The sequence below is a fragment of the Roseivivax sp. CAU 1753 genome (assembly GCF_054482575.1).
Genome location: NZ_JBTLRF010000001.1, coordinates 152,828 through 167,940 on the forward strand (window position 1 = coordinate 152,828; position 15,113 = coordinate 167,940).

The following is a 15,113-nucleotide window of genomic DNA, read 5'->3' on the forward strand; positions in this document are numbered from 1 at the left end:
AACACAAGACGGAAAAGGAAGAAACATGCTGGAAATCAAGAACCTGCACGTCAAACTTGAAGAAGAGGATAAGGCGATCCTCAAGGGCGTGAACCTCCGTGTCGAGGCGGGCACCGTGCACGCGATCATGGGGCCGAACGGGTCGGGCAAATCGACCCTGTCCTACGTGCTGTCCGGGCGCGGCGGCTATGAGGTCACCGAGGGCGAGGCGACGCTGCTGGGCGAGGACATCCTCGACATGGACCCGGAAGAGCGCGCCGCGGCGGGCCTGTTCCTGGCCTTCCAGTACCCCGTCGAAATCCCCGGCGTCGGCAACATGACCTTTCTGCGCACCGCGCTGAACGCGCAGCGCAAGGCGCGGGGCGAAGAGGAGATGTCGGCGACCGACTTCCTGAAGACCATCCGCGCCAGGGCGAAAGACCTTGAGATCGACGCCGAGATGCTGAAACGCCCGGTCAACGTGGGCTTTTCGGGCGGCGAGAAGAAGCGCAACGAGATCCTGCAGATGGCGATGCTGGAGCCCAAGCTCTGCATCCTCGACGAGACCGATTCCGGTCTGGATGTCGACGCGATGAAGCTGGTGTCGCAGGGTGTGAACAAGTTGCGCTCACCGGATCGCGGGTTTCTGGTAATCACGCATTATCAAAGGCTTCTGGACCACATCAAACCCGATGTGGTGCATATCATGGCGGATGGGCGCATCGTGAAGTCCGGCGGCCCGGACCTGGCGCTCGAGGTCGAGCAGAACGGCTATGCCAACATCCTGACGGAGACTGCATGATGGCCGTACCGCAGCTTAAAATCGACGCCACCGAGGCGCGGCTGGGGGGCATGCAGCTGCCCTCCGGCGGCTGGAGCGAGGCGGCCCGCAAGGATGCCCTTTCGCGGGTTCGGGCCATGGGCCTGCCGCATGCGCGCGACGAGTACTGGAAGTACACCAAGCCGGAAACGCTGGTGCAGGCCGACCCGCCCAAGGCGGCGCTGTTCGACAAGCCGGACACCCCGGCCTTCGATGCCGTGGACCGGCTTCGGGTGGTGTTCGTCGACGGCGTCTTCGATGCCGACGCGTCGGACGATCTGAGCCTCGAAGGCCTGACCATCGCGCGGCTGGGCGGCAGCACGGCGGATATTCACTGGGCGCGCGATCTCTATGGCAAGCTGGAGGCGGTAGGGCAAAGCCCGGTGGAACGGCCGCTGGCGGCGCTGAATACCGCCTTTGCCACCGATGGCGTGCTGATCCATGTCACGGGCAAGGTCTCCAAGCCGGTGCACTTCGTTTACCTGCACAAATCAGAGACTTCTGATGTGATCCTGCATCACTGCATCAAGTTGGACTCCGGCGCGGACCTGACCGTTCTTGAAAACGGTCCGGCGGCGGCGCGGTTCAACTGCGTGCTCGAGGTCGATGTGGCCGACAGTGCCGCCTTCCACCACATTCGCCTGCAGGGCCGCGACCATGAGCGGCGTGCCGCGACGCATGTCTTTGCCCGTCTCGGTGAAGAGTCGACCTTCAAGTCCTTCACATTGACCGCGAATGGCGCGCTGACGCGCAACGAGGTGGTGCTGGAACTGACCGGCGACAATGCCATCGCGCATGTGGCGGGGGCCTGCATGGGCGATGGCGCGTTTCACCACGACGATACGGTGTTCATCACCCACGACGCGGTGAATTGCGAAAGCCGGCAGGTCTACAAGAAGGTGCTGCGCAACGGCGCGCGGGGCGTCTTTCAGGGCAAGATCCTGGTCCGGAAGGGCGCGCAAAAGACCGACGGCTACCAGATCAGCCAGGCGCTGATGCTGGATGACGACGCAGAATTCGACGCCAAGCCCGAACTTGAGATCTACGCCGATGACGTCGCCTGTTCGCACGGCTCGACCTCGGGGGCGATCGACGAGGATGCGCTGTTCTACCTGCGGTCGCGCGGCGTGCCACAGGGCGAAGCCGAGGACCTGCTGACGCTTGCGTTTCTGGCCGAGGCGGTCCTCGAGATCGAGGACCAGACCTTGCAGGACGAGGTGAACATGCGGATCGAGGCGTGGATGAAGCGGCGACGGACCGTCTGAGGCCGTGGCGGTCACCAGCGATATCGTCGCCAGCTACCGGCGGCCCGGGGCGGTCATGCACCGCCTGCTGTCGGGGGCGCGGCGCGAGGACCGGGCGCTTGCCATCCTGATGGCGGCCTGCGTGCTGTATTTCGTGTCGCGCCTGCCTGCGCTGGCCCGGGACGCGCATCTGCAGGGCGAAGAGCTGAACCCGCAGCTTGGCGGGGCGCTGTTCGGCTGGATCTTCATCGCGCCCCTGCTGATGTACGGCATCGCGGCGGTCAGCCACATGGTCGCGCGCGTCGTCGGCGGGCAGGGGTCGTGGTACGGCGCGCGCATGGCGCTGTTCTGGAGCTTGCTCGCGTCAAGCCCACTGGTGCTGCTGAACGGGCTTGTCGCGGGCTTCATCGGCCCCGGGCCGGGGCTGTCGGTGGTCGGAGCGATCTGGGTCGGCGTGTTCCTGTGGTTCTGGATCGCCGGGCTGCGCGTCGCCGAAAAAAGGCACTTGGCATGACGCTTCACGCATATCTCCGGTTGGCCTGGCGCAGCGTCGTCGCCCCGCGCGAAGTGGCGCGCTGGCTGCTGTCGCTGAAGCTCGAGCACGAGGCGCTGCTGGTTTCGGCGGGGCTGGTGCTGGTGCTGAACACCGCGCTTGTGCGCGCCTCGGCGTTGATCACGTTGCCCGATCCGGCCATCGCGCCTTTCGTCGAACAGCCGCTGACCTTCTTCATGGGTCTGGGCGGCATTCTGGCGATGGTGGCGCTGGTGCTGACCTGGTGCGGACGCGCCGTGGGTGGGGTCGGTCGCATCGAGGATGTCGGCCTGATGATGATCTGGTTGCAGGGGCTGCGGGTCATGGTGCAGGCGATGATGCTTGTGCTGGTGCCGCTGTCGCCGGTGATCGCCACTGTCGTGTCGCTGGCGGCCTCGATGGTCGGGCTCTGGATTCTGGTCAATTTCCTGGCCGAAGCGCATCGGTTCCCGTCGCTGGGCAAGGCCGCCGTCGTGCTGCTTCTGGCGGTGACCGGGCTGGCGCTGGGGATGTCCTTCTTTTTCACGCTGATCGGGGCCACGGCCTCTGGGATGAACGGCAATGTATGACGTCTACGACATCCGCAAGGACTTTCCGATCCTTGCCCGCGAAGTAAACGGCAAGCCGCTTGTCTATCTCGACAATGGCGCGTCGGCGCAGAAACCACAGGTGGTGATCGACGCGGTAACCCGCGCCTACGCCGAGGAATACTCAAACGTTCACAGGGGCTTGCACTACCTTTCTAACCTTGCGACGGAAAAGTATGAGGGCGTGCGCGGCACCATCGCGCGGTTTCTCGGCGTCGCGGACGAAGACCAGATCATTCTGAACACGGGCACCACCCACGGCATCAACATGGTGGCCTATGGCTGGGCGATGCCGAGGATGGTCGCAGACGACGAGATCGTGCTGTCGGTGATGGAGCATCACGCCAATATCGTGCCGTGGCACTTCCTGCGCGAACGTCAGGGGGTCAAGCTGACCTGGGTCGATGTGGACAGCCGCGGTGCACTTGACCCGCAAGCGGTGATCGACGCCATCGGGCCCAAGACCAAGCTGGTGGCGATTACCCATCTTTCCAACGTGTTGGGGACTGTTGTCGATGTGAAGACCATCATCGACGCGGCGCATGAGAAAGGCGTGCCGGTGCTGGTCGACGGATCGCAGGCGGCGGTGCACATGCCGCTGAACCTCGATGCACTGGGCGCGGATTTCTACGCCATCACCGGGCATAAGCTATATGGGCCAAGCGGTTCCGGGGCGATCTTTGTGCATCGCGACAGGTTGGCCGAGATGCGGCCCTTCCTGGGCGGCGGCGACATGATCCGCGAGGTCCACAAGGACGCGGTCATCTATGCGGACGCGCCGATGAAGTTCGAGGCGGGCACGCCGGGCATCGTCCAGACCATCGGTCTTGGCGTGGCGCTGGACTACATGATGGGCCTCGGGATGGAGAACATCGCGGCGCATGAGGCGGGTCTGCGCGACTATGCCCGCAGCAAGCTTTACGGGCTCAACTGGTTGTCGGTGCAGGGCACCACGGACAACAAGGCGGCCATCTTCTCGTTCACCATGAACGGTGCCGCGCATGCCCATGATATCTCGACGATTCTTGACAAGAAGGGTGTTGCGGTCAGGGCCGGGCAGCACTGCGTCGGGCCGCTGATGGACCACATGGGGCTGACGGCGACCTGCCGGGCGTCCTTCGGGCTTTATAACACCACCGAAGAGGTGGATGTGCTGATCGAGGCGCTGGAACTGGCGCATGAGCTGTTCGGCTGAGCGGCCCAGCCGGTGCTGAACGGGCCGCGCGACGCCGCCTGACGCGGGTTCCGGCATTTTCCGCCGGTTCGGGCGCGCGCGCAGGGTTGCGTCCGGTTTTGAAGCCTTGTAGCACACGGCGCAGGCACCCGTAGCTCAGCTGGATAGAGCGCTGCCCTCCGAAGGCAGAGGCCAGAGGTTCGAATCCTCTCGGGTGCGCCATTTTACATATCTCACGGCGCAAGGTGCCTCCGATGGGGCGGGCTGACCGCCCGGCGTCCGGTTGGACGCTTGGGGCACAGTTCGGCGTATTGCCGTTCAGGCGCGCCATTTCCCATTGTCCGGACCGCGTGATCCGCCGGACCGGGCCGGTCGGTGCGCCGTCCGAACCCGGATCAGGGGGCCAGCGGGGCCGCGTCGAGGCGGGCGCGGATGTCGGCGTCGAGCGGCGTCTCGAAGCTGTTCAGGATGAACCCCAGGACCGAATAGAAGCCGACGGTTGCCAGCAGGTCGAGCGTGGCCTCCTTGCCGTAGGTGGTCATCAAAGCGCGGCGCGTGGCGTCGGTAAGGCGCGCGGCATCGAAGAGGTCGTCGACGGCGGTGCAAAGCAGGCGATCCTCTTCCGACATGGCGTCTTTCGGGCCGCGGATCGAAGCGATGCGGGCATCCGACAGACCCAGCGCGCGGGCGCGTTCGATATGCTGGTGCCATTCGTAATCCGAGCCCAGGCGATAGCCGGTGCGCAGGATCACCACCTCGTTGAGGACGCGGCCAAGCGCGGGGTCCTGCACGATATGCGCCCGCAGCCCCGACCAGGCGGCCAGCAAGGCCGGGTGATGGGCCATGGTGCGGTAGACGTTGAGACCCCCGGCGAACCCGTCGCGCATCGCCGCGATGTCGGCGGGCCAATCGGCGTCGGTGACGGGGGCAAGTCGGGTGCTGTCGGCCATGTCGGGCTCTCCGGGCGGGCGGCGGTGCTGGGAACGGGCCGGGAACGGGCCGCGGGCGGGTCAGACCACGTCAAAGGGTTCGAAATCGGTCGCGCGCGCCCGGTTCCAGCGGTCGAGATAGCCAAACTTGTCGCGCTCCTCGCGCAGCAGGAAGCCTTCGGGAAGGTAGGGATAGACCTCTTCGCCGGTGACCATGTCGCGCGCGCGTTCGCGCATCAGCAGGTGGTGCGGACGGAAGTCGCCGGGCGCGGCAAGGCCCGCGGCCCCGGTCATCTCGGCCAGCGCCTTGAGCGTATTCTGGTGGAACCGGAAAACCCGTTCGGACTTGGTCTCGACGTTCAGCGCGCGCTGGCGCATCGGGTCCTGTGTGGCGACGCCGACGGGGCAATGGTTGGTGTGGCAGGCCTGCGCCTGGATGCAGCCGATCGAGAACATGAAGCCGCGCGCGGAATTGGCCCAGTCGGCCCCAAGCGCCAGCGCCTTGGCGATGTCGAACGAGGTCACCAGCTTGCCGGACGCGCCCAGCTTGATGCGATCGCGCAGCCCCGCGCCGCGCAGGGTGTTGTGGGTAAAGGTCAGCCCCTCGACCAGCGGCATCCCGACATGGTTGGCAAATTCCAGCGGCGCGGCCCCGGTGCCGCCTTCCTTGCCGTCGACGACGATGAAGTCGGGCACGATGCCGGTCTCAAGCATGGCCTTGACGATACACATGAATTCACGCCGGTGACCGATGCAGAGCTTGAAGCCCACGGGCTTGCCGCTGGCATGGTCGCGCAGCGTCTTGATGAACCGCACCAGTTCCAGCGGCGTCGAGAACTCGGGGTGGCTGGCGGGCGAGATGCAGTCCTGACCCATCGGCACGCCGCGCGCCTCGGCGATCTCGGGGGTGATCTTGGAGGCGGGCAGCATGCCGCCATGGCCGGGCTTGGCGCCCTGGCTCAGCTTCAGCTCGATCATCTTGACCTGCGGGTCGGCGGCCTGTTCGCGAAACTTCTCGGGGTCGAAGCGGCCGTCGGGGGTGCGGCAGCCGTAATAGCCCGAGCCGACTTCGTAGATCAGGTCGCCGCCGCCCTGACGGTGATAGCGGCTGATCCCGCCTTCGCCGGTGTCATGGGCAAAACCGCCCATCTTCGCGCCGGTATTGAGCGCCAGGATGGCGTTGGCCGACAGCGCGCCGAAGGACATCGCCGAGATGTTGTAGAGCGAGGCCTCGTAGGGGGCGGTGCAGTCCGGCCCGCCGATGGTCAGGCGGAAATCGTGGTCCTTGAGGTGCTTGGGCGCGACCGAATGGGTGATCCACTGGTAGCCCTGGTCATAGACCCGCTGGCGGGTGCCGAAGGGGCGTTTGTCCTCGACGCCCTTGGCGCGCTGGTAGACGATCGAGCGCTTGTCGCGGGAAAACGGCTCCTCGTCCTGATCGCTTTCGATCAGGTATTGCCGGATCTCGGGGCGGATGCCTTCGAACATGAAGCGCATATGGCCGATGATCGGGTAATTGCGCAGGATCGAGTGACTGGGTTGGGTGACGTCGTAGACGCCGACCAGGGTCAGCGTGCCGAAGACCAGCACGCCCAGCAGGAACCAGATGCTCCAGTACACGGCGACAAGCGACAGCAGGGCCAGCAGGGCGACCCCGATCAGAACAGCGAAGCGCATGGTGTTTTCCCTTGGGTCAATGGCTCAGATCGTGGCGGCGATGGCGCGGTCGAGCTTGTCGGTCAACTCGTCAAGCTGCTGATCCTCGATGATGAAGGGCGGGGCCAGCAGGATGTGATCGCCAAGCTTGCCGTCGATGGTGCCCGACATCGGGTAACAGATCAGGCCCTCGGCAAAGGCCGCCTTCTTCAGCGTCGCGCCAAGTTTGCGGGCCGGATCGAAGGGGGCCTTGGTGGCGCGGTCGGCGACGATCTCGAGGCCGCGGAACAGGCCGCGCCCGCGAATGTCGCCGATATGGGGATGCTGGCCGAACCGGTCCTGCAGCCGCGCCACGAGCTTGTCGCCCTGTTCGTTGACGCGCGCCAAGAGACCCCGGTCCAGAATGGCATTGACCACCGCGTTGCCGGCGGCGGCGGCGGCGGGATGGCCGATATAGGTGTGGCCGTGCTGGAAAAAGCCGGTGCCATCGGCGATCGCCTGGTAGATCTCGGCGGTGCAGAGCATCGCGCCGATGGGCTGGTAGCCCGCACCCAGACCCTTGGCGATGCACAGGATGTCCGGCGCGATGCCGTCCTGTTCGCAGGCAAAAAGCGTGCCGGTGCGCCCCATGCCGCACATGACCTCGTCGAGGATCAGCAGGATGCCGTACTTGTCGCAAATCTCGCGGATGCGCTTGAAATAGCCCGGCGCGGGGGCGAGCGCACCGGCGGTGGCACCGACCACCGGCTCGGCCATGAAGGCCATGACCGTTTCGGGGCCGACGCGGAGCAATTCGTCCTCGAGTGCCTGGGCCGCGCGCAACCCGTATTCCTTGGCGCTTTCGTCGTCGCGGCGCAGGCGGTATTCATAGCAGGGATCGATATGGCTGACATCGAGCAAGAGCGGCGCGAATTGCTGGCGGCGCCATTCGTTGCCGCCCGCCGACAGCGCGCCGATGGTGTTGCCGTGATAGCTTTGCTTGCGGGCGATCAGGCGGCCCCGGTCGGGCTGGCCCTTTTCGACCCAGTATTGCCGCGCCAGCTTGATCGCGGCCTCGGTCGCCTCGGATCCACCCGACACGAGGTAGACCCGGTCGAGATCGCCGGGCGCGTGCGCGATCAGGAGGTCGGCCAGCGTTTCGGCGGGCTCGGACGTCAGAAAGCCGGTATGGGCGAAGGCCAGCTTTTCGAGCTGCGCCGAGATGGCGGCGATCACGTCCTTGTCGCCATGGCCAAGGCAGCTGACGGCGGCCCCGCCCGATCCGTCGAGGTAGCGTTTGCCGGTGCTGTCGATCAGATAGCAGCCTTCACCGCCGACGGCGACGGGGGGCTGGGAATGGCAATGGCGTGCGAAAATATGCGACATCGGTCCGCCTTCCTGCGCCGGATGCGGCGCATCATTGGTTTCACGGGCACGATAGGGAATGCGGCTGGACGCGTAAACCGAAAGGCGGCGCAAGCCCGGGGGGGCCTGCGGCGCGGAGGGCGCGCCACAGGCCAGGTCAGGGTAGGATCAGCCCGCCGCCTGGGCCGCTTCGGCGGCAAGTGCATCGGCAAGGGCGGCCTCGAAGATCGCGAGGCCTTCCTCGATGATGGCATCGGAGGCGGTCAGCGGCACCATGATGCGCAGCGCGTTGCCGTGCATGCCGCAACCCAGCAGGATCAGGCCGCGCTTGAGCGCATGGGCGATCACGGACTTGGTCAGCGCGGCGTCGGGCTTGGCGCTGTCGAAATCGGTGACGAACTCGACGGCGAGCATCGCGCCCAGGCCGCGGATGTCCCAGATCCGGAACGGGGCGGTGCGGGCACCGATCTCGGCGAAGCGGGCACGGAACGTCTCACCCAGCTGGGTCGAGCGGGCCAGCAGGCCTTCGTTCTCGATTGCCTCGATGGCGGCGAGGGCCGCGGCGCAGGCGACGGGGTTGCCGCCATAGGTGCCGCCAAGCCCGCCCGCGGCCAGCGCATCCATGACGTCGGCGCGGCCGATGACACCGGCAATCGGGTAGCCGCCCGCCATCGACTTCGCCACGGTGATCAGGTCAGGCACGACGCCCGAATGCTCGATGGCGAACCACGCGCCGGTGCGGCCGAAGCCTGCCTGGATCTCGTCGGCGATCAGCAGGATACCGTGGGTGTCGCAGATCGCGCGCAGGGCCTGCAGCATCTCGGTCGGGACCGGCACATAGCCGCCTTCGCCGAGCACCGGCTCGATGATGATCGCGGCGACGCGCGACGGATCGGCATCGGTCAGCATCAGCGTTTCGAGACCCTTGAGCGCGTCCTCGACGGTGATGCCGTTGCGGGCATCGGGGAAGGGCGCGCGGAAGATATCGGCGGGGAAGGGACCGACGTCCTTCTTGTAGGGGGTGACCTTGCCGGTCAGGCCCAGCGTCATCAGGGTGCGGCCATGATAGCTGCCCGAGAAGGCGATCACACCGGGGCGACCGGTAAAGGCGCGGGCGATCTTGACGGCGTTCTCGACGGCCTCGGCCCCGGTGGTGACCAGCAGGGATTTCTTGGGCGCATCGCCGGGGGCCAGCGCGTTCAGCTTTTCGGCCAGCGCGACATAGGGCTCGTAGGGGACCACCTGGAACGAGGTGTGGGTATAGCGGTCTTCCTGCGCCTTGGCGGCGGCGACCACTTCGGGGTGACGGTGGCCGGTGTTCAGCACCGCGATGCCGCCCGCGAAGTCGATATAGCGGTTGCCCTCGACGTCCCACAGCTCGGAGTTTTCCGCATGGGCGGCGAAGACCGGCGCGGCAGAGGCGACACCGCGCGGCACGGCGGCGTCCCGGCGCGCCAGCAGGACGGCGTTCGATGTGGCGGTCGGGGTCGCCGCGACGCTGGCCGATGCCAGGGCGGTGTTCATCGTCGATTCGGCGATTGTGGTCGCGCGCGCGGGCGCGGCCTTGGTGGTTTTCGCCTTGCTGCGAGGGGACTTCCGGGTTGTCTTGGTCATGGCGCGCTCCGGCCTGAAGGGGGTTAGATGAAAAAACTCATACGACGATTAATATAATTGTCAATCCGGGAAAGCTGTGCTTGCCCGGACCGGCAACGTGCCGCCGAGTTTGTCGCGATGTGGGTCCTCGCGCCAGTTGTTCAAGGGCAAATTGGTGATTGACGCGCCGCGAATCCCTGCGCTTAATAAATCAATCAGGTCCTTGAGAAGGGTGATCAATGGACGTCGGCGGGAGACTGAGAGCGGTCCGCGAGGCCCGGAAAATGTCGCAACGCGATCTCGCGGGGCGTGCGGGCATGACCAACGGCGCCATTTCGCTGATCGAGCAGAACAAGTCGAGTCCGTCGGTATCGTCGCTCAAGGCGCTGCTCGACGCGATCCCGATGACCATGTCCGAGTTCTTTTCCGAGGTCGAAGGCTCCGAGCCGAGCAAATACTTCTATAGCGCGAGTGAATTCATAGAGTTGTCGCCGCAGGATGTGGGCATGGGCGAGACCGCCGCGCGGGTGTCGCTGCGCCAGCTGGGCAATGCCGCCGATCACAGCCTGCAGATCCTGAACGAGCATTACCCGCCCGGTGCCGATACCGGACCCGAAATGCTGAGCCATCAGGGCGAGGAGGCGGGAATCGTCATCTCGGGCATCATCAAGATCACCGTCGACGACCAGGAGCGCGTCCTCAATCCCGGCGAAGGCTACCTGTTCGACAGCCGTCTGCCGCACAGGTTCCAAAATATAGGCGATTGCCCCTGCGTCATCATAAGCGCCTGCACGCCGCCAACATTCTGAGATTTGCAATCCGCCGAGAAGGCCCATAGCCTCGCGGCACCACAATCCGGACTTTGTTGATCCGGTAGGTACCAAGCATCGAACAGGGAGTAATCGATGAAAACGATCAGAACCGCTGCTTTTTCCACCTTGGCAATTATGGCCGCTCAGGGTGTCGCAGCGCAGGAATTCATCACCATCGGCACCGGCGGACAGACAGGCGTGTACTACGTCGTCGGTCAGTCGATCTGCCGTCTGGTGAACCGCGGCACCGACGAGCACGGGCTGCAATGCACCGCCCCGTCGACCGGCGGCTCCGTTGCCAACATCAACGCCATCAAGGCCGGTGACCAGACCATGGGCGTGGCCCAGTCGGATCAGCAGTACTATGGCTACAACGGCGAGCAGAGCTTCGATGCACCGATCGAGTCGCTGCGCGCGGTCTTTTCGGTCCACCCCGAGCCCTTCACCGTGGTCGCCCGTGCCGACGCCGGTATCGAGACCTTCGACGATCTCAAGGGCAAGCGCGTCAACATCGGCAACCCCGGCTCTGGCCAGCGGGCGACGATGGATGTCGTGATGCAGGCCGCGGGCATGAGCGCGGACGATTTCGCGCTGGCCTCCGAGCTGAAGGCGACCGAGCAGGCGCAAGCGCTTTGCGACAACAAGATCGACGCCTTCGTCTACCAGGTCGGCCATCCGAACGGCTCCATCCAGGAAGCGTTCTCGTCCTGCGGGTCGGTCTTCGTGGACGTCGAGGGCGACTACATCGACAGTCTGGTGGAAGCGAACCCGTTCTACGCCCCCGCGACCATCCCGGCATCGCTGTATGAAGGCATCGAGGAAGACACCAACACCTTCGGTGTGCGGGCGACCTTCGTGTCCTCTTCGGACGTGTCGGAAGACACCGTCTACGAGGTGGTGAAAGCCGTGTTCGAGAATTTCGACCGCTTCAAGCGCCTGCACCCGGCGTTCGAGAACCTCGCCGAGGAAGAGATGATCTCGCTCGGGCTGTCGGCACCGCTGCATGACGGCGCGGCCAAGTACTACAAGGAAAAGGGCTGGATGGAGTAATCCGTCCCGCTTGACACATTGCGCGTCCCGGTCCCGAATGGCGGTCGGGGCGCGCCCCTTGAAATACAATCGATTTTTCAGACGACTTACCGCGACACCGGCACGCATGCCAACAAGACGCCGGGTCCGCCGACAGGGAACAGTACCGATGAGCGACCAGAAGAATCAGGCCCAGGCAGCCGCCGTGGAACAGGAAGCCGCAGGACGCGCCGGGCTGAGCCAGGAAGAACTCGACGAACTGGTCGCCTCCTCTGACGCGGGCGGGCGATCGCCTTCGGGTCCGGTGGGCAAGCTGATCGTCGCGGTGGCGCTGGCGTGGTCGCTGTTCCAGCTCTGGATCGCATCGCCGATCCCGTTCATGGTCGGCTGGGGGGTGTTCAACGACACCGAGGCCCGTGCCTTCCACCTGGCCTTCGCGATCTTCCTCGGGTTCATGGCGTTTCCCGCGGCGCGCACGCCGATCCAGCTGGGTCTGGGCATCCTGGTGCCGCTGATCCTGACCGGCCTGTTCTGGCTTGGTGCCGATGCGGGTACGGGCTGGTGGATCCCGATCGTCGGCATTGCCGTCATCATCGGCGTGGTGCTGGGATCGCCCAAGGATCGGGTTCCGGTCTGGGAATGGGCCTTCGCGCTGATCGGCGCGGCCTCGGCGCTGTATATCTTCTTTGCCTATGAAGGCATCGCGACCCGCGTGGGCGCGCCGATCCAGCAGGATCTGGTGGTCGGCGTGATCGGTCTGATGCTGCTGCTCGAGGCGACGCGACGGTCGCTCGGGCCCGCGCTGATGATCGTGGCGACGGTGTTCCTGTGCTACACTTTCCTTGGTCCCTACATGCCGCAGCTGATCGCCCACAGCCAGAAATCGCTGGGCGTGGTGATCAACCACCAGTGGATCACTACCGAAGGCGTCTTCGGTATCGCGCTTGGGGTCTCGACCTCGTTCGTGTTCCTGTTCGTGCTGTTCGGGTCGCTTCTGGACAAGGCGGGGGCGGGCAACTACTTCATCCAGGTGGCGTTCAGCCTCATGGGTCACATGAAGGGCGGGCCCGCCAAGGCGGCGGTCGTGTCCTCGGCGATGACGGGCCTGATCTCGGGGTCGTCCATCGCCAACGTGGTGACCACCGGCACCTTCACCATTCCGCTGATGAAGAAGGTGGGCTTCAGTTCCGAAAAGGCCGGCGCGGTCGAGGTGGCCAGTTCGGTCAACGGCCAGATCATGCCGCCGGTCATGGGGGCCGCGGCCTTCCTGATGGTCGAATACGTGGGCATCCCGTATTTCGACGTGGTCAAGCACGCCTTCCTGCCGGCCGTGATCTCGTACATCGCGCTGGTCTATATCGTCCATCTCGAGGCGCTGAAACAGAACATGCAGGGTCTGCCGCGCGCCTATGTGCCCAAGCCCATCGTGCAGCGCCTGATCGGCATCGCCTTCATCGTCGGCTTCATCTGCGCGCTGAGCTTTGCGGTCTATTACGGCATGGGCTGGGTCCGCGTGGTGTTCCCGGACACGGCCGCCTACATCATCTTCGTGTTCCTGACGGCGGTCTATGTCGGGCTGCTCTACATCGCCTCGAAAGAGGAAATCCCGACGCTGGAGAAAGACAGTGACGAGCCGCAGGTGCTGCCACTGCCCGGTCCGACCGTCCGCTCCGGCCTGCACTTCATCCTGCCGGTCGTGGTGCTTGTCTGGGCGCTGATGGTCGACCGCCTGAGCCCCGGCCTGTCGGCGTTCTGGGCCGCGTCCTACATGATCTTCATCCTCGTCACCCAGCGCCCGCTGATGGCGATGATGCGCGGCGCGACCAACTACGCCGAAGAGACCCGCGGCGGCTTCATCGACCTGATCGACGGTCTGGTCACCGGTGCGCGCAACATGATCGGCATCGGCATCGCAACGGCGACGGCGGGTGTCATCGTCGGCGCGGTCAGCCAGACCGGCGTCGGCTCGGCGCTGGCGGACGTGGTCGAGGTGCTGTCGGGCGGCAACATCATGGCGATCCTCGTGCTGACGGCGATCCTGTCGCTGATCCTCGGCATGGGTCTGCCGACCACGGCGAACTACATCGTTGTCTCGGCGCTGCTGGCCCCGATCATCGTGACGCTGGGTCAGCAGAACGGGTTGATCGTGCCGCTGATCGCGGTGCACCTGTTCGTGTTCTACTTCGGCATCATGGCCGACGTGACGCCACCGGTGGGCCTTGCGTCTTTCGCGGCGGCGGCGGTGTCGGGCGGCGACCCGATCAAGACCGGCGTGGTGGCGTTCTTCTACAGCCTGCGGACCGCGGCGCTGCCGTTCCTGTTCATCTTCAACACCGACCTGTTGCTGATCAACGTGGGCTGGGTGCAGGGCATATTCGTGTTCATAACGGCGACCATCGCGATGCTGCTCTTCGCGGCGGCGACGCAGGGCTGGTTCCTGGCCAGGAACCGCATCTACGAGACGCTGGCGCTGCTGCTCATCGCCTTCACCTTCTTCCGTCCCGGCTTCTGGATGGACATGGTGGCCCCCCCGTTCGAGCGGGTGCCGCCGTCGCAGATCGAGGATGCGGCGATGCAGACCCCGGTTGGCGACAACCTGCGGCTTGAGGTCAGCGGCGTCGACGATGTGGGCGCGCCCATCACCTTCGTGGCATTGCTGCCGATCAGCGAGGGCGACACCGGCGAGGACCGCCTGTTCAACTCGGGTCTCGAATACATCAAGGACGGCGATCAGGTGGTGATCGACAACGTCGCCTTCGGCAGCCCCGCGGCATCGGCCGGGTTCGACTGGGACCAGATCGTCCAGGTGGTGCGGATGCCGATCCCGCAGCCGTCCAAATACTGGATGTTCCTGCCGGCAATCGTGCTTCTGGCCTTCGTGATCATGCTGCAGCGTCGCCGCCGCGAGCCAGAGCCGGCAACGGCATAACAGGGAGCGAGATCATGTTCGACAAGGTGCTTCTACCGATTGACCTCAACCACCCGGCAAGCTGGAAAACCGCGCTGCCGGCGGCCAAGAAATGTGCCGGGCCGGATGGCGAGATCCACTTCCTGGGCATCGTGCACGATCTCGGCTCGGCCATGATCAGCAGTTTCCTGCCCGAGGACTTCGAGGAACAGGCGCTGGCGACGCTGAAACAGGGGCTGGCCGATCTGGCCGCCAACGAGGCGTCGGATTACCCCAAGGTCGAGGTGCATGTCGCCATCGGCCACACACCCGAGACGATTCTGCGCATTGCCGACACGCTCGGGGTTGATCTTGTGGTCATGGCGTCGCATCCGCCGAACGACCTGCAGACCATGCTGGTCGGCTCGAGTGCGGGAAAGGTTGTGCGTCACGCCACCATTCCCGTTCTGGTCGTCCGTTAGGGCGACCCTTACATTCCGGCGGCGGGCAACTTGTCCGTCGCAACT

13 protein-coding genes and 1 tRNA gene are annotated in these 15,113 nt (G+C 65.2%); 10 read left to right on the top strand and 4 right to left on the bottom strand.

The genetic code is table 11. The features are described 5' to 3' along the window. Positions 1–25 precede the first annotated feature (25 nt). From sufC to ACXYMN_RS00820, 6 genes are all read left to right on the top strand, one after another. Entirely contained in the window at positions 26–781 is a 756-nt protein-coding gene (sufC, locus tag ACXYMN_RS00795; protein WP_459011467.1) for a Fe-S cluster assembly ATPase SufC, read from the top strand. Next, positions 781–2,064, top strand: a complete 1,284-nt coding sequence (gene sufD, locus ACXYMN_RS00800) for a Fe-S cluster assembly protein SufD (RefSeq protein ID WP_459012338.1) — start codon at positions 781–783, stop codon at positions 2,062–2,064. The genes sufC and sufD overlap by 1 nt, the downstream gene beginning before the upstream one ends. A gap of 4 nt (positions 2,065–2,068) precedes the next feature. Next, entirely contained in the window at positions 2,069–2,557 is a 489-nt protein-coding gene (locus ACXYMN_RS00805; RefSeq protein WP_459011468.1) for a YIP1 family protein, read from the top strand. After that, positions 2,554–3,144, top strand: a complete 591-nt coding sequence (locus tag ACXYMN_RS00810) for a YIP1 family protein (protein ID WP_459011469.1) — start codon at positions 2,554–2,556, stop codon at positions 3,142–3,144. The genes ACXYMN_RS00805 and ACXYMN_RS00810 overlap by 4 nt, the downstream gene beginning before the upstream one ends. Further along, complete coding sequence (locus ACXYMN_RS00815) at positions 3,137–4,357, top strand: cysteine desulfurase (RefSeq protein WP_459011470.1); 1,221 nt, start codon at positions 3,137–3,139, stop codon at positions 4,355–4,357. Before ACXYMN_RS00810 ends, ACXYMN_RS00815 begins: the two co-directional genes overlap by 8 nt. 124 nt (positions 4,358–4,481) lie before the next feature. After that, positions 4,482–4,558 (top strand) — tRNA-Arg (locus ACXYMN_RS00820). 173 nt (positions 4,559–4,731) lie between these two features. Here ACXYMN_RS00820 and ACXYMN_RS00825 read toward each other — a convergent pair. The 4 genes from ACXYMN_RS00825 to gabT form a co-directional block, all read right to left on the bottom strand. Next, positions 4,732–5,286, bottom strand: a complete 555-nt coding sequence (locus ACXYMN_RS00825) for a carboxymuconolactone decarboxylase family protein (protein WP_459011471.1) — start codon at positions 5,284–5,286, stop codon at positions 4,732–4,734. Between the two features lie 60 nt (positions 5,287–5,346). Further along, positions 5,347–6,942, bottom strand: a complete 1,596-nt coding sequence (locus tag ACXYMN_RS00830; RefSeq protein WP_459011472.1) for an FMN-binding glutamate synthase family protein — start codon at positions 6,940–6,942, stop codon at positions 5,347–5,349. A gap of 24 nt (positions 6,943–6,966) precedes the next feature. Then, positions 6,967–8,286 (bottom strand): aspartate aminotransferase family protein, encoded by a 1,320-nt coding sequence (locus ACXYMN_RS00835; RefSeq protein ID WP_459011473.1) that lies wholly within the window; start codon positions 8,284–8,286, stop codon positions 6,967–6,969. Positions 8,287–8,433: 147 nt separating this feature from the next. Continuing rightward, a complete protein-coding gene (gene gabT / locus ACXYMN_RS00840; protein ID WP_459012339.1) occupies positions 8,434–9,789 on the bottom strand; it encodes a 4-aminobutyrate--2-oxoglutarate transaminase in 1,356 nt (451 codons plus the stop codon). A gap of 308 nt (positions 9,790–10,097) precedes the next feature. Here gabT and ACXYMN_RS00845 point away from each other — a divergent pair, with 308 nt between their 5' ends. The 4 genes from ACXYMN_RS00845 to ACXYMN_RS00860 all read left to right on the top strand — a co-directional run bounded on the left by ACXYMN_RS00845 (position 10,098) and on the right by ACXYMN_RS00860 (position 15,068). Continuing rightward, complete coding sequence (locus ACXYMN_RS00845; protein WP_459011474.1) at positions 10,098–10,667, top strand: cupin domain-containing protein; 570 nt, start codon at positions 10,098–10,100, stop codon at positions 10,665–10,667. A gap of 96 nt (positions 10,668–10,763) precedes the next feature. After that, entirely contained in the window at positions 10,764–11,720 is a 957-nt protein-coding gene (locus ACXYMN_RS00850; protein WP_459011475.1) for a TAXI family TRAP transporter solute-binding subunit, read from the top strand. 148 nt (positions 11,721–11,868) lie between these two features. Next, entirely contained in the window at positions 11,869–14,628 is a 2,760-nt protein-coding gene (locus tag ACXYMN_RS00855; RefSeq protein WP_459011476.1) for a TRAP transporter permease, read from the top strand. 14 nt (positions 14,629–14,642) lie between these two features. Then, entirely contained in the window at positions 14,643–15,068 is a 426-nt protein-coding gene (locus ACXYMN_RS00860) for a universal stress protein (RefSeq protein WP_459011477.1), read from the top strand. Positions 15,069–15,113: the final 45 nt, after the last annotated feature.

Coding starts and splice junctions, on each gene's coding strand:
- ACXYMN_RS00835 (WP_459011473.1), bottom strand. CDS start 8,286: ATGTCGCATATTTTCGCACGCCATTGCCATTCCCAGCCCCCCGTCGCC.
- ACXYMN_RS00855 (WP_459011476.1), top strand. CDS start 11,869: ATGAGCGACCAGAAGAATCAGGCCCAGGCAGCCGCCGTGGAACAGGAA.
- sufC (WP_459011467.1), top strand. CDS start 26: ATGCTGGAAATCAAGAACCTGCACGTCAAACTTGAAGAAGAGGATAAG.
- ACXYMN_RS00830 (WP_459011472.1), bottom strand. CDS start 6,942: ATGCGCTTCGCTGTTCTGATCGGGGTCGCCCTGCTGGCCCTGCTGTCG.
- ACXYMN_RS00815 (WP_459011470.1), top strand. CDS start 3,137: ATGTATGACGTCTACGACATCCGCAAGGACTTTCCGATCCTTGCCCGC.
- sufD (WP_459012338.1), top strand. CDS start 781: ATGGCCGTACCGCAGCTTAAAATCGACGCCACCGAGGCGCGGCTGGGG.
- ACXYMN_RS00845 (WP_459011474.1), top strand. CDS start 10,098: ATGGACGTCGGCGGGAGACTGAGAGCGGTCCGCGAGGCCCGGAAAATG.
- ACXYMN_RS00850 (WP_459011475.1), top strand. CDS start 10,764: ATGAAAACGATCAGAACCGCTGCTTTTTCCACCTTGGCAATTATGGCC.
- ACXYMN_RS00860 (WP_459011477.1), top strand. CDS start 14,643: ATGTTCGACAAGGTGCTTCTACCGATTGACCTCAACCACCCGGCAAGC.
- gabT (WP_459012339.1), bottom strand. CDS start 9,789: ATGAACACCGCCCTGGCATCGGCCAGCGTCGCGGCGACCCCGACCGCC.
- ACXYMN_RS00825 (WP_459011471.1), bottom strand. CDS start 5,286: ATGGCCGACAGCACCCGACTTGCCCCCGTCACCGACGCCGATTGGCCC.
- ACXYMN_RS00810 (WP_459011469.1), top strand. CDS start 2,554: ATGACGCTTCACGCATATCTCCGGTTGGCCTGGCGCAGCGTCGTCGCC.